We start from the raw sequence: 24,145 nt of genomic DNA, 5'->3' as shown, positions 1-24,145 counted from the left end.
GGAGCGGACGTATGGATCAGGAACTGTTCCTGAAGACCTTTGCCGCGCTCTTTGCGATCATGAGCCCGATCGCCAATCTGCCGGTCTTTCTCGCCCTGACCTCGGACCGCGGACCTGCGTTCGAACGTAAGGTCGCCTTCACGTTGCTGATCAGCCTGTCCGCGGGCGCACTGGTGATCGGCCTGACCGGCGACATCATCCTCAAGGTCTTCGGCATCAGCCTCGATGCCTTCCGCCTTGCCGGCGGTTTCCTGATCCTCCTGATCGCACTTGACCTCATTCGCGGCCAGAGCACCCCGGTGCATCACGGATCAGACAAGGAAAAGGCGAACATGAAGGCGCAGGACAATCCGGCGATCTACCCGTTGACCGTGCCGATCCTGCTTGGCCCCGGGTCGATCTCGACCATGATCATCTTTCGCGGGCAGGTGCACGACTTCAGTCAGGAAATCGCCTATATCGCCGCCGTCGCCGCGTCGATCGCCGTCCTGATCGCAACCTTTTTCTCCGCCCCGTTTCTGCAGCGGTTTCTCGGCGAAACCGCAAACAGCGTCATGAGCCGCCTCATGGGCATGATCCTCGCCGCCATCGCAATGGAAATGATGACGGACAGTCTCAAGGTGCTGTGGCCCGGTCTGGCTTAGGCTTCGACGGAGTTGCCTGTCCCCGGCCCGCGTTGCCTTTGGCGGGGATGACAAACTGTTGGAAAAGTTTGTCATTCCGGACAAGTGCAGCGCAAGCTGCGCGCCGATCCGGAAACCAGGGGTATTTCGCGCCGAAGGCGCGACTTATTGGTGGTACCGACAAGAGTGTTCGCCTCGCTCACACCGGCTTCGCCGCCCCGGTCTCGAACCGGGGCCTGTTTGGGCTGAACACCGGAGGTCCCGGATCAGGTCCGGGACGGCGCAGCAGAAAAGTTCATTCAGAATCAGTGCGCAGGCTTGCTGCGCTTGGCCGGGATGACACCTTTGGAAGAGCGACACCTTTATTTTGCGAGCGATTGCACTTGGAAAGAAGTCCGTTTTCGTCGGTAGCCACCTGCGCACTTGCCCGCAGCGGCTTAAGGCGCAATAAGGGGCGCGAAACTCGGGATTAACGGTGAAGCTCAAAGGAGCCACATGTCTCTTCGCGTCGTCTTTATGGGTACACCTGAATTTTCGGTGCCGACCCTCATGGAAATCGTCGGACAGGGGCATGACGTCATTGCCTGCTATTCGCAGCCACCACGGCCGGCTGGCAGGGGCATGGACCTGAAGAAGTCCCCGGTCCACGAGGCCGCCGAGTCCTTCGCCATCCCGGTCTTTACGCCGAAGAGCCTGAAGGACGCTGAAGAGCAGGAAAAGTTCGCCTCGCTGGACGTGGATGTTGCCGTCGTCGTCGCCTATGGCCTTCTGCTGCCGAAAGCGGTGCTCGACGCTCCGCAATACGGCTGCCTCAACCTGCACGCCTCGATGCTGCCGCGTTGGCGTGGCGCTGCCCCCATCAACCGGGCCATCATGGCTGGTGACACGGAAACCGCCGTGCAGGTCATGCAAATGGAAGAAGGTCTCGACACCGGTCCGGTCTGCATGTCGGAAACCGTTGCGATCGGCGCCAACATGACCGCCGGGGAGTTGCATGACCAGCTCTCGGGCCTCGGGGGTGACCTCATGGTCCGTGCCCTGGCGGCCCTGTCACGCGGCGCGCTCGGCGAGCAGCCCCAGGCGGAGGAGGGCGTCACCTACGCGGCGAAACTGTCGAAACAGGAAACCAGGATCGACTGGTCGAAGTCGGCCGAAGAGGTGCACAATCACATTCGCGGTCTGTCGCCCTTTCCCGGTGCCTGGTGTGAAATGCCGCTTGGTGGCAAGCCGGAACGTGTGAAAGTCCTCAGGAGCTCCGTTGCCGGTGGGTCCGGAGCGGCGGGCACCGTCATCGACATGGCCGAGGTCCCGGTGATCTCCTGTGGTTCCGGTGCCGTCCGCCTGGAGCAGGTGCAAAGGGCGGGCAAGAAGCCGATGAGCGGGGCCGACTTCCTGCGCGGCGCATCTCTTTCTGAAGGGGCACGCCTGGACTAGTCACCTGAATCTGAAGTTCGACTCATTTGCAGCGGGCTTCGAACGAACTTCAAATTCACCGCACTAGGGTACGGACACATAAATGAGACCGATATGGCATGTGAATTGGCGAAATCCCGTCAGGAAGGGTGCGCGGAGCGGGCTTCCTTCCCGGTCAAGCAATCCGCCTCAAACCCTTTCGGCCTCATTCATGAGTCCGTACCCTTAGATGCAGGCGACAGGAGACACGCATGAGCGATGACACCACTGCCGGCGGCCTGACGATCCGCGAAGTGGAGGCAAAGGATGAAGCCACCGTCCGCGATCTCGTGGCAGCTGCCTTTCCGTCCGACATGGAAGCACGGCTTGTCGAGAAACTGCGTCACTGCGGCGCCCTGGTCCTTGAGCAGGTCGCGGTGAATGCAGACGGCAAGACGGTTGGCCATGTCGCCTATAGCCGTGTCACACCGGCAGCGATCGGTCCGGGGCAGGGGCTCCAGGTTGCCTGCCTTGCACCGGTTTCCGTCTGGCCGGGAGACCAGCGGCAGGGCGTCGGTTCCGCCCTGATCACCGCGTCGCTGAACCGGCTGAAGGAGATCGGGGAGGATCTTGTTCTGGTGCTCGGTCCGCCGTCCTACTATCCGCGCTTCGGCTTCGATCCGGTTCTGGCGCGCAAGGTTCAGGGACCATATGCGGGCGACGCTTTCATGGCGTTGGCTCTGACCGACGCGGGCTCCCGGGATCTCCCCATCGAAGTGGCCTTTGCCACTCCGTTCCAAGAATTCGAATAGACAGAGCTTTCCGGAATGCCGCGATACAAGCTGACCGTGGAATATGACGGCCGCCCGTTTTGCGGATGGCAGCGGCAGGCCAACGGACCATCCGTTCAGGCCGTGATCGAGCGCGCCATTAAGGCGTTTTCAGGCGAAGAGGTCACGATCGGCGGGGCCGGGCGAACGGACACGGGGGTCCATGCGACCGGACAGGTCTGCCATGCGGATCTTTCGAAACCCTGGCCCGTCCGGACCATCATGGGAGCGATGAATTTTCACTGCCAGCCGGATCCGGTCGTGATCCTGGATTGCGCCGAAATGCATGAGGGCTTTGATGCCCGCTTTTCGGCCATCCGCCGGTCCTACCGGTACCGGATCCACAACCGCGTGCCGCCGCTGACCCATCAGCTCGGTCTTGCCTGGCACGTGAAGCCGGATCTCGATGCGGACGCGATGAACGAGGCCGCGCAGGAATTTGTCGGCCACCACGATTTCACAACGTTCCGGCACGCGCGCTGTCAGGCGAAGAGCCCGGAAAAAACGCTCGAGGATTTTCGGGTCTTCCGGGACGGCGAATTCGTCATCGCGGAGTGTTCCTCCCGGTCTTTTCTGCACAATCAGGTCCGCTCGATGGTCGGTTCGCTGCGGCTTGTCGGCGAAGGCAAATGGGGTCCGGGCGCCATCACCAAGGCGCTTCAGGCCCGTGACCGCAAGGCCTGCGGCCCGGTCGCGCCCGCCGATGGACTTTATCTGACGCGCGTCGACTACCGCCCTGCCGAAACCGACATCGAATTGTTGCGGGAATGGCAGGACAAGAAGGCAGAGAACATCGAAGCGGACTAGGGTGCGGACCCATAAATGAAGCGACAGACTGTTGTCCCTAGCCAAATCCGCCGAAGATGTCGCCGAGATGGGTCAGAATGTATCCGATGATCATCACGCCTGCGATGATCATGACCGTCCAGACGAACAGCTGAAACCCGATTGCGATGCCGCCAAAGCCGAGGGCCGCGACGGCAACGCGCCGGTTTTCTCTCAGAACGAGACCGACGATACCAAGGACGACCGCAAGTCCGGCAAGGACATAGGCAACAACCGCGAGCGTCCGGTCGAGGCTCCACGCCTGGGCCTGCGGCTCCGGCAGTTCCTCACCCTTGAGGCCTTTCAGCGCAGATGTGCGGATATCCGCCGCGATCTCGCCGATTGATTGGCCGATCGTCGGTTGGGGATCGAGCGGTCCGGCGCTGTGCAGAAAAAGCGCCAGGACAAGCGCCAGGGCGCCGAATGCCATGCCGGCCAGACCCGACCAGGGTGTTGCTGATTTTGCTGCTTCGCTCATGCGCCGTCCTTGCAAAGCTGGTGATCCCGCATAACCGTCATGTTGTGCCACACTCGGGCTAAGGCAGCGTTTATTCAACGTAAGACTATTCCGAGGTCACCGCAAACCTTCGTTAATTTACCGCGCCTTGTGAACTCTCTTCAGGGATTACGACACATTTCTTGTAGAGATGCCAGGTCGTGTGTCCGAGAACGGGCAGGACCACGATCAGGCCGAGGAACGCCGGCACCATCGACACGATCAGCAGCGCCGTCACGACAAGCGCCCAGCCGATCATCGGGATCGGGGACGTGACGACGGCACGCACGCTGGTGATCATCGCGGTGATGAAATCCCGGTCTTCCTCCAGCAGCAGCGGAAAGGAAATCACGGTCAGGGAGAACAGGATCAGCGACAGGATGGCACCGACGACATGTCCGACCGCGAGGAACATCAGGCCTTCCGGTGTGGTGATGACCTCCGTCAGAAACTCATCAAACGTCGCGAAGGACTTGAACCCGAGGAACAGGGCCAGCAGCAGCCTGACCTGGTACATCCACATGATCTGGATGAAAAGCACGACAAAGGCCATCCAGGACAGCTCGCGGCTCTTCTGCGCCCACATGGTCCCCAGGATGGCGGACCAGGAGAGCTCCTCGCCCGTCGACAGACGCCGGCTGACTTCATAGAGGCCGACCGCGGCAAACGGGCCGATCAGGACAAAACCGGCGGCGGCCGGGTAGGACAGGTAGCTCATTTTCAGGGCGGCGGCGCTCAGGATGACAAACAGGCCGCCGGCGGCAAAGAGGGCGCCGATCGCGAGGCCGTAGACCGGCGCCTTGCGGAAATCGGCAAGTCCGCTGGCCAGCGCATCGATCACATCGTCGGCGGTAATCTTGTTGACGAGCGGCATCGGCCGGAGCTTATCTTTCGCGGCGTTTCCTGATGCCCCGGCGGCTGGCGCGGTGTCTGTCCCGTGCTCGACCGGGGTCGTCGTATTCTCGTTCATGTGCCAGCTTCCTCCCAAAGCCGATTAAAAGAAGACTGCCCTCCTACAGACAGCCGATTTTAGGCATGGAAGGCGGCATCGCTCAATGAGGAGAAAGGCTTACGTCGCGCCGGCCCGCCGATCGGGCCGGAGCATTCCATTTCGAAAGATTGGGCAAGTCCGAACAGGCGGGATCCGACAAGGCCGGCCCGCCGGTTCGGGAAATCTCGCGGTTACGCAGGCGGTTTGCCCGTTTCCGCGGCCGAGGCTGCAGCAGCGGCGGACGCGAGCGCCTCCTTCTGCTTGTCGTCGAGATTGGCGTTTTCCGGAAGCTGAACCCGGACCTCCTTGCGTGCGAACTGGATATCGTTTTCTTCAAACGCCTTTTGCACGCGCTTGTAGATTTCCTTTCGCACACCGAACTGTTTGCCGGGTTTGGTGGTGAACTTGCCGCGCACGACGATGCCGACATCGTCCACGTCGGCGACGCCCTGTCCCTTGAAGGGGGCCAGCAGGTCGTCCTTGAACTCTTCCATCTCCATGATTTCCTGGCCGATCTTCTTGAAGAGCTTGCGCACCTTTTCGACATCCGTATCGAACGGGACCGTGAATTTCAGCTTCATGATCACCCAGTCGCGCGACAGGTTGGTCAGTTTCGGGATCTGGCCATAGGGAACGATATGAACCGCGCCTTTCGTTCCGCGCAGCTGGAGCGAGCGGATCGAGATCTTCTCGATGGTGCCCTGGGTGCCGCCCGTATCGATGAATTCGCCGAGCCGGAAGGCGTCGTCCATCAGGAAGAACACACCTGAAACCACGTCCTGCACCAGCGTCTGCGCCCCGAAACCGATGGCCAGGCCGATCACGCCCGCACCGGCAAGGAGCGGCGTGATGTTGATGCCGAGCTGGCTGAGCGCGAGAAGCGCGGTGAGGGTGATGATGGTGATCTGAAGAACCACCCGCATCAGCGGCAGGATCGTGGCAAGCCGTGATTTTCCGGCACCACCCATTTCCGCGTCGTCGTCCTGGGACTCCGCGGGCGGCGAATCCTTTGCCAGCTGATGCGCAACCCAGAGGTTGGTGATTTCCCAGGCAAGATAGCCGGCCGCCAGGATCAGAAGGAAAATGACGCTGTTGCGGGCAACGGCGGATCCGTCATCGCCGCCGAGCGCAAGCAGGTTGAGGCCATAGATACGGCCAACGACCAGAACGAGAAACGCCAGAAGCGCGACACGGGCGATCCGGACGTAGCTGTGCCGGGTCTGCATGTGGGCCGCCTCGGCAACCGGGCCTTCTCCCTGCATGGGCGGCACGATATGGGAAACGATGCCGCGCACCATCGTGTCGAGAAACGGCGCAAAGACGACGAGCGCGATCACGGCGAGCGAGCGCCCCGCGGTCAACGCGTCGACACCCATGCTCGCGGTGAACTGCACCAGCAGCCAGTTGAAGGCAATGAAGGCCATGGAGAAATAGGGCCAGAACCGCGCCATCCGCTCCAGACCCGAGGTCGGATCGTTCTCGTCGCCCAGGATAATGCTGGTCAGTCCGTGGCGGGCTTTCCAGATCACCGCGATGATCCAGGCATTGACACCGAAGCCGACGAAGAAGCGGAAGGTTCCGCCGGCATCCGTTCCGGCGCCTTCCATCAGGTTACGCAGGAAGAAGGCGACGCCGACCACGGCAAACAGCGTGGTGAAGCTGTGGTAGAGCGACTTCGCCGTCGGATCGTCAGCCGTGACGAGGCGCAGTTCGCTCCTGTTTGGCGCCAGGGCGAAGCGCAATAGCGCGGCGACCAGCCGCGGCATGAACACGATCCAGAAGACCGCGCCGAGTGCATAGGAGCGGGTGACGGGATCGAAAACCGCGACCCGCGCGACAATGAGCGCGACAACGGCGAAGACGATCAGGCCGCCGAGATCAAAACCGGCGCGCGTGGACACCAGCTTGACGGTTTCAAAGAGACTTTCCGGCGACTTGCTCTGGATGGTGTCACGCCGGCTGGCCACAAGGCGGTTGACCAGGAACTCGGCGGCAAAGCCAGCGGCAAGAATGATGGCGATGGCGCCGATCAGAAAGTGTATCGGGCCCGCGATCGATCCGGAAAACAGCGCTCCGATGGCCGAAAACAGACTGGTGAACAGGTCGGGAAGGTTCTGGAAATGCCCGACCACCATGCCACCGAAATTTCCCGCAGCCATTTGCAGTTGCGCGATCAGCCCCGGGCCTTCGGGCACTGCGTCCGCAGCTTCGCCTGCTGCGGCGCTTTGCTGCAGCAGCGTCATCAGGTCCGTGAGCGCCTCGACCTGTTCCGGATCAAGGTCCGACACCAGTTTTTCCATGGCTTCGGGCTGCAGCGGTGGCGGCAGCTCGGACGATGCGTCCTGAGCCATTCCCGTTGACACTGTCAAAACGGCTATCGAAAAAAAGAATGCTAAAGTGCAGGCGGATATGAGTTTTTGTATAGCACCGGTCATGATGGGGCCCCCCGACGGTGTTGTTTTTGAATCACATTAAACTAGACATGCTTGCGGTGCATAATCCATAAAAATTCCGCCGCGTAAATTCCAGCATGTGGACACTTTTCGTGATCTTGCGGCGACACCAGCCGGCTTTTGCGAATGTTCGACGGAACGACGGTGCTTGATCCCGGGCGCTTATGCGTCTACCTCCGTGTCCAAGACTAATTTACGCGAGCCGGATTGAATGAACACGCCCCCTCAGAGCGCGAATATCGCACCAGGTCCGGTATGGGCCCTCATGAGTCCCTTCGGCCGGATCGGCAGGGAGCCTTACTGGCTCTGTTTTGCGCTTGTCTGGGTCATCATCGGCATCGCAATTCGCATCTGGTTTTTGTCCATCCCGGGTATTCCGAACCCGGAAGATGTGACGCCAAGCGCCTTTGCCGGTTCAAATCCGTTGTTCCCGCTTCTGTTTTTCGTGCTCCAATGGTTCGAACTCGCCATCGTGATCAAGCGGTTTCAGGACATCGGTCAGAGCGGTTTCTGGGCTCTGCTCATTTTTCTGCCGGGTATCAATCTCATCGTTGTTTTGGTTCTCGGCTTTATTCCCAGCCAGATGCAGGCGAACAAGAACGGCCCGCTGCCCAACAGCTATTGGCGCAAGAGCTGACGCCATCCAATTTCCATCATAATTCTGTCGTGAGATCCCGCCCGTCATGCCGTCAAATGCCGTCTCCATCGCCCAGGACCTTATTCGCTGCCCATCCGTGACACCCGCGGAAGGCGGGGCACTGGCCCGGCTCGAGGAACTCCTGGAGGAAGCCGGATTTTCAGTCTCCAGGGTCGTCTTTTCAGACGTGGACACGCCCGACGTCGAGAACCTGTTTGCGACGATCGGGTCCGGACGTCCGCATTTTGTCTTTGCAGGGCATACGGACGTCGTGCCGGCAGGCGCCGAGAACGACTGGACCCACGGACCGTTCAGCGCCGACATTTCCGACGGCATCCTTTATGGCCGCGGCGCGGTCGACATGAAAGGTGCAGTTGCCGCCTTCGCCGCCGCTGCGTTGGAGTTCCTGGGCGAGGCCGGTCCGGATTTCGGTGGGGCGATTTCCTTTCTCATCACGGGCGACGAGGAAGGGCCCGCCGTGAACGGCACGGTCAAGCTGCTAGAGTGGGCCGAAGAGCAGGGCCACAGCTTCGATGCCTGCATCGTCGGGGAACCGACCAACCCGGAAAGTCTGGGAGACGCCATCAAGGTGGGCCGCAGGGGATCGCTTTCCGGCACCATAACCGTGTCCGGCACGCAAGGGCATGCCGCCTATCCCCATCTCGCGGACAATCCCATTCCCGGGCTCGTCCGGCTTCTGACAGCGCTTGAAGCCCTGGAACTCGACACGGGCAACGCGCGGTTCCAGCCCTCCAATCTGGAAATCGTCACGGTCGACGTCGGCAATCCGGCTTTCAATGTCATCCCGGCGCATGCCGAGGCCCGGTTCAACATTCGCTACAACGACGCATGGTCGCTTGAAGGTCTCAAGGCAAAGATCCAGGACACTCTTGCCGCCGTTGCACTTGGCGACCTGAAACTCGAGCTGGAATTCAAGAGAGACGCCAGCGAATCGTTCCTAACGAAGGACGACGCGCTGATCGAGACGCTGGGCGCGGCCGTTGAGTCGGAAACCGGGCGAAGGCCCGAATTGTCCACCGGCGGCGGCACCTCGGACGCCCGGTTCATCAAGAACTATTGCCCCGTTGTCGAGTTCGGGCTGGTCGGTCAGACCATGCACAAGGTTGATGAATGCGTGAGCCTGGAGGATCTTGACCGCCTGACCGCAATCTACAAAAGATTTCTCATCAGGTACTTTTCAATGGAACCGGGAGCGGCTCGACCTTGATCAGCATGAACGAAATCCGTGCGGCTCTCGACGGGTCCTGGCTGTTGTTGCGCAACCGTCCGGAAGGTCAGGCGTATTTCGATCAGTCGCTCCAGGGCTTCTGGCGCTCGTTTCAGGTAATCTTTCTACTGATCCCGCTGTTTCTTCTGAGCGGTCTGTTCGAAAAGCAACTCTATATCGCGGAAAACATGTTTCATCCGGAGGGGTTCCCCGACAGCGCCTTCTGGACGGCACAGTTTTTCGGGCATGGCGTTAACTGGCTCGCCTTGCCGGTCATCCTGGCGCTGATTGCCGCCCCCATCGGTATTTCCCAGCGCTATGTGCCGTTTATCGTGGTCCGCAACTGGACAAGCCTGCTGACCGCCGTACCCTACATGATCACCTACATCCTGTTCCTGCTCGGCATCATATCGCCGGGGATTGCAGTCCTGCTGTCGCTGACCAGTCTGGGTGTGATCCTCTGGTACCACTTCCTGATCGCCAGGATCGTGCTTCAGGCATCGATCAGTCTGGCGATCGGCGTCGTCGTTCTCGATATCCTTCTGTCACTCGTGATCGGGCAGGTGGTGGGTATTCTCTGGCGGGCATGAAAAACCCCGCCTTGTGAGGCGGGGTTCCGGATCCTGGCGGCGTGACGACGGTCAGTCGCGCAACAGCTCGTTGATGGCTGTCTTCGACCGGGTCTGTTCGTCAACCGTCTTCACGATGACGGCGCAATAGAGGTTGGGAGCTGCTTCGCCGTTGCCCATCAGACTGGCGGTCGGCATCGAACCGGCAACGACCACGGAGTAGGGCGGCACTTCGCCGTAGCTGATCTCGCCGGTCATGCGGTTCACGATCCGCGTCGACTTGCCGATATAGACACCCATGCCGAGGACGGACCCCTCGCGCACGACACAGCCTTCGACAACCTCCGAGCGGGCACCGATGAAGCAATTGTCTTCGATGATCACCGGACCGGCCTGCAGGGGCTCCAGCACACCGCCGATGCCGACGCCACCGGAAAGGTGAACATTCTTGCCGATCTGCGCGCAGGAACCGACCGTCGCCCAGGTGTCGACCATGGTCCCCTCGTCGACATAGGCGCCGAGGTTCACGAAGGACGGCATCAAGACGACGCCCTTGCCGATGAAGGCGGAACGGCGCACGGTACAGTTCGGCACGGCGCGGAAACCGGCCTGTTCAAATTCCAGCCCGCTCCAGCTGTCGAATTTGGACGGAACCTTGTCCCACCACACGGCTTCGCCCGGACCGCCCTTGATGACTTCCATGGCGTTGAGCCGGAACGACAGCAGAACCGCCTTTTTGGCCCACTGGTTGACGATCCAGTCACCGTCCTTCTTTTCCGCAACGCGCAACTGTCCGTGGTCGAGCAGGGTCAGTGTCGCTTCGACGGCATCGCGGACGTCACCCGTGGTGGAGGTATCGATGGAAGCGCGGTCTTCAAATGCCGCGTCAATAATCTGGGACAGGGCGGCAAGGTCGTGGGTCATCTGGATGAACTCTCCGGGCGTTGATGAATGCGTGCGCGGACCTAAGCCGCCGGACCGAGCCCTGTCAAGCATTGCCGGGATACCAAGTGTTCCGAAGGCGACATTGCCGCTCCGCGCATGCACGTCGCCCGGGCAAACGATGGACGAGGTGCGCGCTCCGACCGTCCTGCTCCTGACTGCCGTCCCTCTGATCCATGGCCTCATCCTGGGAAGCGCATCAGCGCTGTCTTGAAGAACATGCCGCGCGTCCGGATCCTGCCGCCAGTCCTTCGAGACGGACCTGAAGGTCCTCCTCAGGATGAGGTCTTGCGGATGTGAGGCGGAAGCGTCTGTGGCACAGTCTTTCGTTGTCATCCCTGCGAAGGCAGGGATCCAGTAAACTCTTGCCTGACCGTCTTTATCACTGGCCAACCGCACGGACCACTGGTTCCCGGCCTTGCCGCTTGCGCAGCAAACCGGGACGACAAGGTGTGTATGGCCTGACCAGCGGGACAGGTTGTCGGCCTCCCTCGAGACGCGACTTTCTCGCGCTCACTTGATCCTGCCTTCCGTCGTCATCCCGGCCAAGCGCAGCGCAGAGCCGGGATCGAGGAGCCAGAAGTCTGGTGGTGTGTGCGATGTCGGTCCTGGCACACCCGGGCTCCCCGGCCCCGGGTCTCACGTTGTTCGCCCGGGGTGACGACCGAGGAGAGGGCGGTGAACTGAAATCTGCTGTCATCCCGGACTTGATCCGGGATCCAATCCACGGTGCCGCAAATCGATGGCAGGCGTGTTGGCGTCAGGTCCGAACCACGCGCACTACGATCAAGGCTCTGGAAACGAGTGGGCCCCGGATATCGCTTCGCTTGTCCGGGGTGACATTGGAGAGAGGGGACTGGCAACACAAGCATGTTGCTTCGGGATAGGGCTTCGCGCTTCCTCTGGATGCGTGTCTGCCTTCCGTCGTCATCCCGGCCAAGCGCAGCGCAGAGCCGGGATCGGGGAGCCGCGAGACAGGCGCGTTGTCCTCGGTCTCCACGTGGAACCCGTCGCTTCCGCGTTTGGTCTCTGTTGAGAAAAAATAACGTGACCCTTGCCGTTTGCGCTAGTTTCCAAAGAAAGCGGACAGCATAAGGTGATCTGACATCAACTGAAGCGAGCGCACGGACGTGGAACTCTGGATCCCCATCACGATATTTGCCGCCTTCTGCCAGAACCTGCGGACGGCGATGCAAAAGCATCTGAAGGGCAGGCTCGGCAACACCGGCGCGACCTTCGTCCGTTTCGGCTACGGTGCACCCTTCGCCCTGGTCTATGCCGCGGTCCTGCATTTTGTCTTCGCCAGTCCGCTGCCGGAACCGACTGCGACCCTGTTCATCGCAGGCGCGCTCGGCGGACTGGCGCAGATCGGTGCCACCTTCCTGCTGATCTATCTGTTCTCCTTCCGCAATTTTGCGGTTGGCACGGCCTATTCGAAAACCGAACCGATCCAGGCGGCGCTGTTCGGGCTTGTGGTTCTGGGCGAACGTGTCACCTGGGCCGCCGCCTTTTGCATCATGATCGGTATCGCTGGCGTCATTGTCATTTCGCTTGCGCGTGTGCCGCTGACCGTTTCGGCCGTTCGCTCATCGCTTTTCGGCCGGCCCGCCCTGATCGGGCTGGCCTCGGCAGCCCTGTTCGGCGCATCCGCGGTTGCCTATCGCACTGCGTCCCTGTCACTGGAAGGGACGACCGTCGCGATGCAGGCGGCGACGGCCCTTGTCTATGCGACCCTGTTCCAGACCCTCGCGATGACCATCTGGATGCGCATGCGCGAACCGGAAGAACTGCGTGCCAGCCTGAAAGCCTGGCGCGCCGCGATCTGGGTCGGCGCCTCGGGTGTCGCAGGTTCCATCGGCTGGTTCACCGCCATGACCTTGCAGAATGTCGCCTATGTCCGCGCCCTCGCCCAGATCGAACTGGTCTTCACCTTCCTGGCGTCCTGGCTGGTCTTCAAGGAGGTGATCACGCGCTCGGAGATCTTCGGTTGCCTTTTGATCGTCGCGGCCGTCGTCGGCATCATCCTGGCGGGCTGACGCCGCGCCGGACGGACCCGGAGATCCACCTAAGCGACTTCCAGAACAATCTTGCCGATGTGACCCTTTTTCCCGAATGCGTCCTGCGCAATGGCGATGTCGCGCAAGGGATGGGTCTCCGCAACAAGCGGCTTGATCTCCCCGGCCTCGATCCGTTTGACAAGGTTGCCGAAGACCTGGGGTTCCAGAACCGTGCAGCCGAAGAAACACAGATCCTTCAGGTAAAGCGTGCGTACGTCGAGTTCCACCATGGGGCCACCGATTGCGCCGGAGACGGCGTACCGCCCGCGTGGCTTCAGGATATCGAGCAGGGAGGGCCACTTCTCGCCGGCGACAAGATCGATCACCACATCTACGGAACTGGTCCCGAGTTCACCGGCATAGTCCGCATCCCTGGTGAGGGTCCTGTCAGCGCCAAGCGCCAGCAGCGCATCGGATTTCGACGGGCTTGTCACTGCGATCACCCTGGCGCCCCTGGCCCTGGCAAGCTGGATCGCTGCCGAGCCGACACCGCCGGAAGCGCCGGTCACGAACACCGTGTCGCCTGCCTTGACGCCCGTGCGTTCGAGCATGTTCTCGGCCGTCGAATAGGAACAGGGAAACGAGGCCAGCTCGGCGTCGGTCAGATCGCAAGTAACCGTGTGGGCATGGCGCGAGGCCACCTTGGTGAACTCGGCAAAGCCGCCGTTGCATTCCGATCCGAAATACCACGGTGAGGCGAGCGTTTTGCCGTCGGCTTCCACCAGGCTGGGCTCTATCAGGACACGTTCGCCGATCCGTCCCGGGTCGACCCCCTCACCGACGGCAACGATCGTGCCGCATACATCCGCGCCCTGAACCAGCGGCAGTTTCAGCGCAACGCCCGTCCAGGCCGCGTCTTCCGCGTCATTGTCTCCCTTTGAATACCAGCCGATACGCGTGTTGACGTCCGTGTTGTTGACACCGGCTGCAAGCACGCGAACGAGCACGTCTCCGGGCGCCGGGCGCGGCGTGTCGAGATCTTCCCGCCACTGCAGCATGTCTGGACCGCCGTGTCCGATCAGGACCACACCATGCATTTTTTCGGGAACGGACATGGAATTTCTCCGGTAGAATGTTTGTTCTACTTGCTCAGGTAGAGGATTTATTCTACCTCGTCAACCATGACCGACACGAAAACCAGGATCGCAGCCGGGCTTGAGCGCGCTTTTGCGGAAAACGGATTTGCGGAGCCGAATATCGACAGCCTGCGCGAGGCGGCCGGCGTCAGCCTGAGGACGCTCTACAAATACGTGCCGTCGCGGGAGGAAATGGTGCTGTGCGCGCTGGAGCACCGCCATCGGCGCTACATGCAATTCGTCTTCGCCAACGTGCCGGCAACAGGAAAACCGGCGCTGCATACACTCATTGATAGAATAGCCGGCTGGATGGCGTCGGAGGCCGCCCACGGCTGCCTGTTTCACGCCGCGGTCGCCGCCGCGCCACGGGACAAGAGGCTCCGCGCCCTGCTTGCGAAACATAAGAACGAGGTGGCGCAGGCAGTCGCCGATTTGTCGGGTCTTCCGGACCGGCAAGGAGAGATCACATTGATCGTCGAAGGACTGATGCAGGACTGGCCGCTACACGGTGACCAGGCAACAGACTGCGCGAAGTCGCTCGGCGATCTTCTGATCGAAGCCAACTGAAAAACGCTAGGGTTTACCTCGGGACGTCCGCACCCGAGGAATGGATGTGGGCGTGAAGACGCGAAACCCGCAGCACCTGAAGCGCTGCGGGCAACGGTATGTCCTTAAGAAGGATGCGCTCAGACTGCTTTCCTGCGCCGGCCCATCAGGAAAAGTCCGCCAACCCCGCTGATCAGCAGCCACCCGGCCATCGGCAGGGGCACGGTGGCAACGGACAGGTTGTCAAAGGAACCGGAACCTACCAACTGGATCGAGAGTGTTGTGCCGAACCGGTTCAAGGGGTCGCCGTCGACACTTGCGAACTGCCGGTCGCCACTGGCGCCGACCGGGCCGAGGATGGGAACGCCATCCAGAAGAATGGTCGCGCCGGGCTCTTCGATATCGATGAAGTCGGCACCGAGGAAACGGATCATCTGGTTGAACACAAACGTGAATGTGCCGCCACCGGCTGCGTCATCCGGATCACTGACTGTTCCGTTGTTCACGCTGCCGTTTTCCTGGATGATCGGGATGAAGCCGAACGCCTTGGGTGTCCCGGACAGATCCGTGATATCGGCGCCCAGATCGCTATCGCCACCGGTCGGATTGTTCGTGTCGAAAGCGACGACCTCGCCGATACCTCCGGTCGCCGAAACGCTGGCGCTCAGCGCGCCGCGCGTGACGGACGTGATCACGTCACCGCCGCTGAACTCGTCGAAATCAAAGGTATAAACCATGGCCTGTCCGCTCGCGGGTACAAGCGCGGCCGAAAGGCAAAATGCCAATCCCATAATCGCAGAACGCATTGTCACTCCTTGGATGCACGCGGCATCAACTGCACTGCACAAAATTATTTTCCGCCACGTTAGTGTAAAAAACGAGATGGTGCAAATTAACAATAAATTTATTAAAAGTTAGGTCGATTCCGGTTAACCGGCCCTTCTGCGGCCATGGCGTTGCGCGGATATGATCTTGGCCCTAGGCGCTTGCCGATCCTTGCAGCCAGTCCCGGAACGCGGCAACGGGCCGGGTCAATGTCCTCACGGGCGACCTGACGAACCAGTATCCGGTTTCCAGTTCCCGAACCGTCCAATCGGGCGAAACCAGATGTCCCGCGTCCAGTTCCTGGGACACGAACCGACGGTCGATCACGATGGCGCCCATGCCGGCAATCGCCGCCTGGATCGCAAGGTCGCGGCTTTGCAGGACTGTTCCGGAGTTAATATCGGGATGCGCGATACCGGCCGTCTCAAGCCATTCGGTCCAGTCGCTCCTGCGGGCGGAACTGTGCAGGAGAGGCAGGCTCTCCAGGACGGCGGGATCTGAAGGGTCCTTGCCGCTCACGAGGCCGGGCGCCATGGCAACGGCGAGATGTTCCCGCCACAGGAGATGGCTTTCGACGCTTGGCCAGTTGCCGGTCCCCAGCCGGATCGCGCAGTCATAGTTCTCGCGATCGAGGTCCACCATGCGCGTTGAGGTCGACAGGAGCAGTTCGACATCGGGCTGCTCGGCCTGAAAGTCCGGCAGCCGCGGGATCAGCCAGCGCGTCGCGAAGGTGGAGACCGTGCTGATCCTGAGTTCCGTGCGTCCGCGCCGCTTGAAGCTGTCGACAGCCTCTTCGATCCGGTCGAAGGCGTCGCCGAGACTGAGCGCAAGCCGCTGCCCCTCATCCGTCAGGGTCAGCCCCCGTCCATCGCGATTGACCAGTGTTGCCCCAAGTTCGCTCTCCAACTTGCGCATGAGGTGCGACAGCGCGGAGGGAGAAACGCCGAGCTTTTCCGCCGCAATCGACGCGCGGCCATGGCGGGCCAGCAGGGAAAAGGCGTGAAGGGCACGAAGGGAAGCCATGTGCGAACGCGTTCCGGTTGATTGAGTTTTCCTCAATCTAAAGGAGTTTCACCGGACTTGGTAGCACCGCGTTAGTGCGATGGTGAACCGGGCACCAGACTGTAATCTTGAACAGACGCTTCCGCCGATCCTTCGAGACAGCATTTTTCTTCGTTGGAGAGACGGCTGGTCCGAGGAATGGCGCGAGCGAATCGTCCCGCACCCTCGTCATCCCGGCCAAGCGTAGCGCGAGCCGAGATCGGAGAGGCACACGCCCGGCGGTTTGTACGATGCCCGTCCCGGCACACCCGGGCTCCCCGGCCCCGGATCTCACGCTGTTCGTCCGGGGTGACGAAGGAACCGTTGCAGCGCATGACAAACTCTGCACCCTCATCCTGAGGAAGCGCAAAGCGCTGTCTCGAAGGATGGCGGCAACGGAAAGCCTTTGTATATGCTGTAACCGATCTGCGGCCCGCTCTAGCGCAGGGACCCCAGAACCGCCTTCAGAAAACCGGTCAGGTCCTCGGTAACGAAATCCACATGGGGATAGGGATCGCCCTCAAGGTCCCAGCTTTCCTCGAAGACGGCGCGCGATCCCGTGGGGATGATCAATGCCGTGCGCATTCCGAGCGTGTGCGGAACCTTGAGGTTTTTCGGCAGGTCCTCGAACATCGCGGCCCGGGCCGGAGAAATGCCCGTCAGTTCGATGAACTTGTCATAGGTCTCGCGATTGGGCTTTGGCACGAGATCCGCGGACACGATGTCGAAGATGTCCTCGAAATGATCGGAGATACCGAGCGCGGCTGCGGTGCGTTCCGCATGCGGACGATCGCCGTTGGTGAAGATGAACTTCTTTCCGGGCAGGGCCTCGATCGCCGCCGCCAGATCCGGATTGGGCTCAAGTCCGGAGTAGTCGATGTCGTGCACGAAGGCCAGATAGTCGTCCGGATCGATGTTCTGCGTCGTCATCAGCCCGCGCAACGTGGTGCCGTATTCGTGATACAGCGCCTTCTGATGCACCATCGCCTCGGAGCGGTTGAGGTCCATGATCCTCTGGACGTAAAGGGAGATCTGTTCATCGATCTGCGAAAACAGGTCCGCCTCGTGTGGATAAAGCGTGTTGTCCAGGTCGAACACCCAGGCCTCCACGCCCTTGAACACCCGCAGGTCCTGGCGGTGTGCGTGCTGGCCCTCTACGGGCAGGATGCGTTTTCCGGTCACGGGCGTATCAACGTCCCTGCGCCGCCGTCGGTGAACAGTTCGAGAAGAACCGCATGCGGCACCTTGCCGTTAAGGATGACCACGCCTTCCACGCCGCGGTCAAGCGCCTCGATGCAGGTCTCAACCTTGGGGATCATGCCGCCCGAGATCGTTCCGTCGGCCATCAGTGCGCGGGCCTTTGAAACGGTGAGCTGCTTGATCAGGTTGCCTTCCTTATCGAGAACACCGGGAACATCCGTCAGGAAAAGCAGCCGCTTTGCACTCAGGGAGCCGGCGATCGCGCCGGCAGCCGTGTCCGCGTTTATGTTGTATGTCTCACCGTCCTCGCCGTGCGCCACCGGCGCGACGACGGGAATGATGGCTTCCTTCAGCACCAGCCTCAGGACGGTCGGATCGACATGTGCCGGCTCGCCGACAAAGCCGAGATCGACCACGCTCTCGATATTGCTGTCCGGATCGACAACGGTGCGGTTGAGCTTGCGCGCGGTGACAAGATTGCCGTCCTTGCCGCAAAGGCCGACCGCGCGGCCGCCTTCCGCATTGATCATCTGGACGATTTCCTTGTTGATCGACCCGGCCAAGACCATCTCCACGACCTCGACGGTGGCCTTGTCGGTGACGCGCAATCCACCCTTGAACTCGCTCACGATGTTCAGCCGCTGCAGCATCCTGCCGATTTGCGGCCCGCCGCCGTGAACGACCACGGGATTGACGCCGGATTGACGCAGCAGCGTGATGTCGCGCGCGAAGGCCTGGCCGAGCGCCGGATCACCCATGGCGTTGCCGCCGTACTTCACGACAACGGTCTTGTCGTCGTAGCGCTGCATGTAGGGCAGGGCATGCGCAATGATGTGCGCGCGGCTGGACATGTCGGGATTTGTCATCGAGGCTTACTACTCAACTGGGCATAGGTGATGGAGCCATAAATGAGGCCGAAAGGGTTTGAGGCGGATTGCTTATCGTCAAGGCGCGGAAGCGCGGAAAATGTGCTTCATTTTCAAGCCTTTCGCAACGCGGAGGAGGCGCAAGCCGGTCAAATCCGAAGGACATGAAAATGGTTTCACCCCGTGGCGTCAGCTCGGCTGACCGGGCAGGAAGCCCGCTCCGCACACCCTTCCTAACGGGATTTCGCCAATTCGCATGCCATTTCAGTCTCATTTATGGGTCCATCACCTAAAGAACACGATCAGAGGGTCCCTGCTATAACCGGTTTGTCAGGGCGGCACAAATCGCCTGCTGACGGCTGGGTTCTAACTCTACTGGTTGGCCAGATTGCAGAGCTCGGCCCTCAGCTCATCGATGCCCCGGTTCTTTTCCGAGGACGTCGCGACAATCAGCGGATGCGCCGCGACGCGCTTGGCAAGTGCTGCTTCTGTTTCGGAAACGAGACGGGCCAGTTGCGGCGGCTTGATCTTGTCGGACTTCGTCAGCACCACCTGGTAGACGACGGCAGCTCTGTCCAGCAGCGCCATTGCCTCCAGATCGTTTTTCTTGATCCCGTGCCGGCTGTCGACAAGCAGGATCACCCGGCGCAGGTTGGGGCGGCCGCGCAGGTAGGAAAAGACCAGATTGGTCCAGGCGTCGACAAGTTCCTTCGGGGCCTGCGCGTAGCCATAGCCGGGCATGTCCACGATCGTCAGCGGTGTATCGGGGGCAACGAAGAAGTTCAGCATCTGCGTCCGGCCGGGCGTCGACGAGGTTCTGGCAAGACCCTTTCGGCCGGTCAGCGCGTTGATCAGGCTGGACTTGCCGACATTGGACCGGCCGGCAAAGGCGATTTCCGTGCCCGCCGCGTCCGGAAGGTTGGACATGTCGGTCACGCTGGTCAGAAAGTCCCAGGGGCGGGCAAACATCAGCCGGCCCGCTTCCAGGTCTTCCTGCGAATAGGTTTGTTCGTCGCTCATGGGCTGCTTTTAGCTTGCCTTTGATCTTCCGTCGAGGCCGTGTTCGGTCTCAAGGGCTGCCTGTTCGAGCGCGTCGATATCCGCACCCCAGATCGCCTTGAGATGACGGGAGATCTTTTCGATCGGCCAGTCCCACCAGGAAACGCAGAGAAGACGCTCGATGGTTGCTTCGTCGAATCTGAGCCGCACGACCCGCCCCGGATTGCCGACGACGACCGCGTAGGGCGGAACGTCGGAGGCCACGACCGCATGCGCGCCGATGATGGCGCCCGAGCAGATCGTGACACCTGGCATGATTGTGGAATTGGTCCCGAACCAGACGTCATTGCCGACGATCGTGTCGCCGCGCAGATGTCCGAATATGGTTTCCGGGTCGAACTTCTCCATCCATTCCTCCGCAAAGATGTGGAACGGATAGGTGGTGAACCCCGTCAGGGCGTGATTGGCGCCGTTCATGATGAAGCTGGTTCCGCACGCCAGCGCGCAGAACTTTCCGATTTTCAGCCGGTCGCCGATAGTGTCGAAATGGTAACGCACGTTCCGGTTTTCGAAATCGAGAGCGTTCTCGAAATCATGATAGTAGGTGTAGTCACCCACCTCGATGTTTGGCCGGGTGATGACGTTTTTCAGGAAAACGGTGTGGTTTTCGCCGTGGAACGGATGAAGCGTGTCTGGAGAAGGGCCGTGCATGAGACCTCCGGTAAGCAAGAAACAAGGGAAGGGTGTGTTGCGTATCGAACGCATTCGACCTGCCGGTTGGCGGCTTCGCCTTGCGGATTAGGTCTTGCTTCATCGGATCATCGGATTGCAGGCTCCTTTGGTTTTCTTGTCAAATCGAAAGGCCCCGCCGGGTGGCGGGGCCTTGGGTTGTATCAGCTCTTTTCGGCCTTGTCAGCCTCGTCGTCCGAGGCCGGCTTCTTTCGCTTGAACATGGACCCGAGATTGTCCCATAGCTCAACTTTCGCTCCCTGGCGGCGCATGATCACATATTGCTGCGTGATGGAGAGGAAGTTGTTCCAGGCCCAGTAGATCACGAGACCGGCCGGGAAAGAGGCCAGCATGAAGGTGAACACGACCGGCATCCAGGTGAAGATCATCTGCTGGGTCGGATCGGGCGGCGCCGGGTTCATCTTCATCTGGATGAACATGGTGATGCCCATCAGCAGCGGCCACACGCCGAGCATCAGCAGCTGCGGCGGATCCCAGGGGATGAGCCCGAAGAGGTTGAACAGCGACGTCGGATCCGGTGCGGACAGATCCTGGATCCAGCCGAAGAACGGCGCATGGCGCATTTCGATGGTGACGAACAGGACCTTGTAGAGCGCGAAGAACACCGGGATCTGGATCAGGATCGGCAGACAGCCCGCCAGCGGATTGATCTTTTCCTTCTTGTACAGCTCCATGAGAGCCTGCTGCTGCTTCTGCCGGTCATCCTTGTAGGTTTCCCGGATTTCGGTCATCTGCGGCTGCACGAGCTTCATCTTGCTCATTGAGACATAGGACTTGTTCGCCAGCGGGAAGAAGATCAGCTTGATGATGACCGTCACGACCAGGATGGCGACGCCGAAGTTTCCGAGAAGATGGAAGAAATAGTCGATCGCGAAGAACATCGGCTTTGTCAGGAAGTAGAACCAGCCCCAGTCGATCAGGAGTTCGAACCGGTTGATGCCGATGGACTCCTCGTAGGCGTCGATGAGCTTCGTTTCCTTGGCGCCTGCAAACAGGTAGGAGCTTGTTTCCGCGGTTCCCCCGGCCGGAACGGCGACGCCGTTGCCGAGATAGTCCGCCTGGAAATTGCCGGTCACGCTGGAGAAGCTGAAACTGGGTTGAAACTCCTGCCCCGGAACCGGGATAAGCGTCGCGGCCCAGTACTTGTCGGTGATGCCGAGCCAGCCATTGTCGACCTTGGCCGGGCGGTTCATGCCCTCTTCCTCGAGGTCCGAATAGTCGACCTCAAGGAGGCCTTCTTCGCCGAACACGCCGAGAAGGCCTTCATGCAGGATCCAGATACCCGTCGTTTCCGGAATGCCCTGCCGCGCAATGAGCCCGTAGGGATAAAGCGTTACCGCTTCGGCGGAGCTGTTGTCGACGGATTGTGCGACGGTGAACATGTAGTTCTCGTCGACGGAGAAGGTACGTTTGAAGACGAGGCCTGTGCCGTTGTCCCAGCTCAGCGTCAGGGGTGTCGACGGAGTCAGTGTCGCAGTGCCTTCCACGGTCCAGACGCTGTCGGGTCCGGGGAGTGCCACATTCGTGCCCGGGTCGGCAACCCAGCCATAGTCCGTGTAGTAGGGCTGCGGGCTGCCCTTGGGCGAAAACAGCGCGATTGTCGGACTGCTTCTGTCGACGGTCTCGTGATAGTCCTTGAGACGCAGGTCGTCGAGGCGGGCGCCGGTGAGGTTGATCGAACCTTCGAGGCGCGGCGTGTCGATCACGACCCTGTCGCTGGCGGCAACCGCCAGTTCACGACTGCCGAAAACGGCATTCTGACCCACTGATTGCGCCGGAAGGGCCGCGTTCCCGCTCGAAGACGCCGAAGGTTGCGGCGCATCGGGATTGGCGCCGCCGGCCGTTGCGGCCTGACGTGCGGCATCCGCCTGCTGCTGCGCCTCGATGGCGGCCTGCTGGCGTTCCAGTTCCGGTGTGGCAACGAAGTACTGCCAGGCGAGCAGGACGATCAGGGACAGTACGATTGCCAGAATCGTGTTTCGGTTTTCGGAGATCAACTGGTATTACCCCTGTTTCCTGCGCGGTGTCGGTTGAGACGACCGGTTTCCCCGGCGCGGTTTTCCCCGTCCGCGCGGTGTCTCCGGATCCAGCACTTGGCTTAGGCCTGACTTAAGGTCTGCAACGAGTTTTTGAAAGGGAAGAGTGAGCGCGGAATCGCGTGCAACCAGCACAAAATCCGCATTTTGCGGAATATCGTCACGGCAAAGCTCACCGACCGCCGCCCGCAGGCGCCGCTTGATGCGGCTGCGCATGACGGAGTTACCGGTTTTCTTCGTGACGGTGTAGCCGACCCGCGATGCCGCGTCGCTGTTGCGCTTCAGTCCCTGAACGACGAAAGCGCGCCGACCCAATCGGCCGCCTTTGGCAACCGCGAGGAATTCGGAGCGCTTTTTCAAAGTGTCCATGGCAGCGGATTGGTGTTGGCAGCAGCCGCCAACCCGGCGCACTGCGCACAGGTTGCCGATCAGGCGCTGAGGCTCTTGCGACCCTTTGCACGCCGGCGTGCGAGCACCTGACGACCGTTCTTGGTTGCCATACGTGCGCGGAATCCGTGGCGGCGCTTGCGGACAAGACGGCTCGGTTGATACGTACGCTTCATCGTTCTTACCCGCGCGGTTCGTGCGCGGCCCTTTTCATTTTTAAATTCTTTGGTGGAAGCATCCGAAGCGCTGGAAGAGCGCGGCTCAAAACAGCCTTGGGTCCGAATGCATGTCCCAGTCGTGCGCGCTTATAAGCGCCGCGCCGTCTCAAGTCAACGTTGTGGGCCAAGAATCTCGGGCGGAAAATCCGTTCACGCACAGGTGAACCGACGACACCATGGCGTCACTTATCGGTGAAGCACGGTTCTTTTTAAGACGTTTAAGGTACATCTGGCAGAAAGACCACTACGGCGTCATCAAGAATCGCCGCAAACGAACTTCTCATGGGGCGTGACATGCTGGGGGAAAAGGCTGACCGAATGACCGGGCCGAAGCAAACGGAACAGGACATCGAGGAAACGGGAAAACCGTCCGCCTCGGGCAGATTCAGGAAGTGGCTTCCGTTGGTCGTCCTGGTCGTCCTGATGATCGTTGCCTTTTCCCAGGGCCTGCACAAGCAGCTGACCCTGTCCAACCTGATCATGCAGCGCCAGGAACTCATCGGCTTTGTCGACCAGAACCTGCTCTCGGCGCTCGCCGTGTTCTGTCTGGCCTACATCGTCTGCGTCGCGCTGTCCTTTCCCGGAGCCTCGCTTCTGACGATCGCCGGCGGCTTCCTGTTTGGCTGGATCGCGGGTGGAACCGTCACGGTTGTCGGGGCCACCATCGGGGCATGTGCTGTCTTCCTCGTCGCACGGTCGTCTTTCGGGGAAGTCCTGACAAAACGCGCCGGCCCGTTCCTGTCACGCCTTGCCGAAGGGTTCCGCAATGAGAGTTTCAATTATCTCCTGTTCCTGCGGCTGACACCGGTGTTTCCGTTCTGGCTCGTCAACATTGCACCCGCGATCTTTCAGGTGCGTCTTCCCACCTACGCCTTGGCGACCTTCATCGGCATCATCCCGGGAACCTTCGCCTTTGCCTTCATCGGGTCCGGCCTCGACAGCGTCATCGAGGCGCAGGAAGCTGCAAATCCGGGTTGCGCGTCGGCCGGGACCTGCGAAATCGAGATATCTGCGCTGGTGACCCCTCAGCTGCTGGCGGCTTTCTTCGCGCTCGGGATCGCGAGCCTTATCCCGGTCGTCCTCAAAAGAATTCGCTCGGCCTGACAATCGCGGCCGAAACCTTCGCTTTTGTCTCATTCACCGCAACCGGAGCCCTCA

General features: G+C 60.9%; 24 protein-coding genes. 10 read left to right on the top strand and 14 right to left on the bottom strand.

Annotated features, from left to right (window positions below):
• Positions 1 to 11 precede the first annotated feature (11 nt).
• From ACO08A_RS05480 to truA, 4 genes are all read left to right on the top strand, one after another.
• Positions 12 to 644: a MarC family protein gene (locus ACO08A_RS05480; RefSeq protein WP_422040184.1), complete on the top strand. Its 633-nt coding sequence runs from the start codon at positions 12 to 14 to the stop codon at positions 642 to 644.
• A gap of 474 nt (positions 645 to 1,118) precedes the next feature.
• A complete protein-coding gene (gene fmt, locus ACO08A_RS05475; protein WP_422040183.1) occupies positions 1,119 to 2,057 on the top strand; it encodes a methionyl-tRNA formyltransferase in 939 nt (312 codons plus the stop codon).
• A 230-nt stretch (positions 2,058 to 2,287) separates the two neighbouring features.
• Complete coding sequence (locus ACO08A_RS05470) at positions 2,288 to 2,827, top strand: GNAT family N-acetyltransferase (protein WP_422040182.1); 540 nt, start codon at positions 2,288 to 2,290, stop codon at positions 2,825 to 2,827.
• 15 nt (positions 2,828 to 2,842) lie between these two features.
• Complete coding sequence (gene truA / locus ACO08A_RS05465) at positions 2,843 to 3,652, top strand: tRNA pseudouridine(38-40) synthase TruA (RefSeq protein ID WP_422040181.1); 810 nt, start codon at positions 2,843 to 2,845, stop codon at positions 3,650 to 3,652.
• Between the two features lie 37 nt (positions 3,653 to 3,689).
• Here the strand turns inward: truA and ACO08A_RS05460 are convergent, their stop codons facing one another.
• The 3 genes from ACO08A_RS05460 to ACO08A_RS05450 all read right to left on the bottom strand — a co-directional run bounded on the left by ACO08A_RS05460 (position 3,690) and on the right by ACO08A_RS05450 (position 7,508).
• Positions 3,690 to 4,148 (bottom strand): hypothetical protein, encoded by a 459-nt coding sequence (locus ACO08A_RS05460; RefSeq protein WP_422040180.1) that lies wholly within the window; start codon positions 4,146 to 4,148, stop codon positions 3,690 to 3,692.
• A gap of 112 nt (positions 4,149 to 4,260) precedes the next feature.
• Positions 4,261 to 5,040: a DUF2189 domain-containing protein gene (locus tag ACO08A_RS05455; RefSeq protein ID WP_422041717.1), complete on the bottom strand. Its 780-nt coding sequence runs from the start codon at positions 5,038 to 5,040 to the stop codon at positions 4,261 to 4,263.
• Positions 5,041 to 5,348: 308 nt separating this feature from the next.
• Positions 5,349 to 7,508, bottom strand: coding sequence for a mechanosensitive ion channel family protein (locus ACO08A_RS05450; RefSeq protein ID WP_422040179.1), 2,160 nt, complete (start codon positions 7,506 to 7,508; stop codon positions 5,349 to 5,351).
• A gap of 313 nt (positions 7,509 to 7,821) precedes the next feature.
• Between ACO08A_RS05450 and ACO08A_RS05445 the strand changes: the two genes are divergently transcribed.
• Genes ACO08A_RS05445 through ACO08A_RS05435 form a run of 3 tightly spaced genes read left to right on the top strand, consistent with a single transcriptional unit; the run spans position 7,822 to position 10,065 of the window.
• A complete protein-coding gene (locus ACO08A_RS05445) occupies positions 7,822 to 8,247 on the top strand; it encodes a DUF805 domain-containing protein (protein WP_421981420.1) in 426 nt (141 codons plus the stop codon).
• 46 nt (positions 8,248 to 8,293) lie between these two features.
• The gene (gene dapE, locus ACO08A_RS05440) at positions 8,294 to 9,475 is read left to right on the top strand and encodes a succinyl-diaminopimelate desuccinylase (RefSeq protein WP_422040178.1); all 1,182 of its coding nucleotides are present in this window, start codon (positions 8,294 to 8,296) and stop codon (positions 9,473 to 9,475) included.
• Positions 9,476 to 9,480: 5 nt separating this feature from the next.
• On the top strand, positions 9,481 to 10,065 hold the full coding sequence (locus tag ACO08A_RS05435) for a hypothetical protein (RefSeq protein ID WP_422041716.1): 585 nt from the start codon (positions 9,481 to 9,483) through the stop codon (positions 10,063 to 10,065).
• A 51-nt stretch (positions 10,066 to 10,116) separates the two neighbouring features.
• Here ACO08A_RS05435 and dapD read toward each other — a convergent pair whose 3' ends face one another.
• Positions 10,117 to 10,968 carry a 2,3,4,5-tetrahydropyridine-2,6-dicarboxylate N-succinyltransferase gene (gene dapD / locus ACO08A_RS05430; protein ID WP_422040177.1) on the bottom strand — a complete coding sequence of 284 codons (852 nt, stop codon included), beginning with the start codon at positions 10,966 to 10,968 and terminating at the stop codon, positions 10,117 to 10,119.
• 1,148 nt (positions 10,969 to 12,116) lie between these two features.
• On the opposite strand from dapD, the gene ACO08A_RS05425 reads away from it, so the two are divergent.
• Positions 12,117 to 13,022 (top strand): DMT family transporter, encoded by a 906-nt coding sequence (locus tag ACO08A_RS05425; RefSeq protein WP_422040176.1) that lies wholly within the window; start codon positions 12,117 to 12,119, stop codon positions 13,020 to 13,022.
• 29 nt (positions 13,023 to 13,051) lie between these two features.
• Here the strand turns inward: ACO08A_RS05425 and ACO08A_RS05420 are convergent, their stop codons facing one another.
• The gene (locus tag ACO08A_RS05420) at positions 13,052 to 14,098 is read right to left on the bottom strand and encodes an alcohol dehydrogenase family protein (protein WP_422040175.1); all 1,047 of its coding nucleotides are present in this window, start codon (positions 14,096 to 14,098) and stop codon (positions 13,052 to 13,054) included.
• 66 nt (positions 14,099 to 14,164) lie between these two features.
• On the opposite strand from ACO08A_RS05420, the gene ACO08A_RS05415 reads away from it, so the two are divergent.
• A complete protein-coding gene (locus ACO08A_RS05415; RefSeq protein WP_422040174.1) occupies positions 14,165 to 14,686 on the top strand; it encodes a TetR/AcrR family transcriptional regulator in 522 nt (173 codons plus the stop codon).
• A gap of 119 nt (positions 14,687 to 14,805) precedes the next feature.
• Here the strand turns inward: ACO08A_RS05415 and ACO08A_RS05410 are convergent, their stop codons facing one another.
• The 9 genes from ACO08A_RS05410 to rpmH all read right to left on the bottom strand — a co-directional run bounded on the left by ACO08A_RS05410 (position 14,806) and on the right by rpmH (position 22,945).
• Positions 14,806 to 15,471: a VPLPA-CTERM sorting domain-containing protein gene (locus ACO08A_RS05410; protein WP_422040173.1), complete on the bottom strand. Its 666-nt coding sequence runs from the start codon at positions 15,469 to 15,471 to the stop codon at positions 14,806 to 14,808.
• A 172-nt stretch (positions 15,472 to 15,643) separates the two neighbouring features.
• Positions 15,644 to 16,513, bottom strand: coding sequence for a LysR substrate-binding domain-containing protein (locus tag ACO08A_RS05405; RefSeq protein ID WP_422040172.1), 870 nt, complete (start codon positions 16,511 to 16,513; stop codon positions 15,644 to 15,646).
• Positions 16,514 to 16,969: 456 nt separating this feature from the next.
• Complete coding sequence (locus tag ACO08A_RS05400) at positions 16,970 to 17,713, bottom strand: pyrimidine 5'-nucleotidase (protein ID WP_422040171.1); 744 nt, start codon at positions 17,711 to 17,713, stop codon at positions 16,970 to 16,972.
• Positions 17,710 to 18,597 carry an acetylglutamate kinase gene (gene argB, locus ACO08A_RS05395; RefSeq protein WP_421981428.1) on the bottom strand — a complete coding sequence of 296 codons (888 nt, stop codon included), beginning with the start codon at positions 18,595 to 18,597 and terminating at the stop codon, positions 17,710 to 17,712. Before argB ends, ACO08A_RS05400 begins: the two co-directional genes overlap by 4 nt.
• A 372-nt stretch (positions 18,598 to 18,969) precedes the next feature.
• Entirely contained in the window at positions 18,970 to 19,617 is a 648-nt protein-coding gene (gene yihA, locus ACO08A_RS05390; RefSeq protein WP_422040170.1) for a ribosome biogenesis GTP-binding protein YihA/YsxC, read from the bottom strand.
• A gap of 9 nt (positions 19,618 to 19,626) precedes the next feature.
• Positions 19,627 to 20,307: a CatB-related O-acetyltransferase gene (locus ACO08A_RS05385; RefSeq protein ID WP_422040169.1), complete on the bottom strand. Its 681-nt coding sequence runs from the start codon at positions 20,305 to 20,307 to the stop codon at positions 19,627 to 19,629.
• A gap of 182 nt (positions 20,308 to 20,489) precedes the next feature.
• Positions 20,490 to 22,340: a membrane protein insertase YidC gene (gene yidC, locus ACO08A_RS05380; RefSeq protein ID WP_422041715.1), complete on the bottom strand. Its 1,851-nt coding sequence runs from the start codon at positions 22,338 to 22,340 to the stop codon at positions 20,490 to 20,492.
• Between the two features lie 9 nt (positions 22,341 to 22,349).
• Positions 22,350 to 22,751: a ribonuclease P protein component gene (rnpA, locus tag ACO08A_RS05375; protein WP_422040168.1), complete on the bottom strand. Its 402-nt coding sequence runs from the start codon at positions 22,749 to 22,751 to the stop codon at positions 22,350 to 22,352.
• Between the two features lie 59 nt (positions 22,752 to 22,810).
• Entirely contained in the window at positions 22,811 to 22,945 is a 135-nt protein-coding gene (rpmH, locus tag ACO08A_RS05370) for a 50S ribosomal protein L34 (RefSeq protein WP_006934271.1), read from the bottom strand.
• A 360-nt stretch (positions 22,946 to 23,305) separates the two neighbouring features.
• On the opposite strand from rpmH, the gene ACO08A_RS05365 reads away from it, so the two are divergent.
• Positions 23,306 to 24,091: a TVP38/TMEM64 family protein gene (locus ACO08A_RS05365; protein WP_422040167.1), complete on the top strand. Its 786-nt coding sequence runs from the start codon at positions 23,306 to 23,308 to the stop codon at positions 24,089 to 24,091.
• The last annotated feature ends 54 nt before the right edge of the window (positions 24,092 to 24,145 follow it).

The organism is Roseibium sp., assembly GCF_965232425.1.
Lineage (GTDB): Bacteria > Pseudomonadota > Alphaproteobacteria > Rhizobiales > Stappiaceae > Roseibium.
This window is presented reverse-complemented; position numbering and strand designations above follow the sequence as displayed.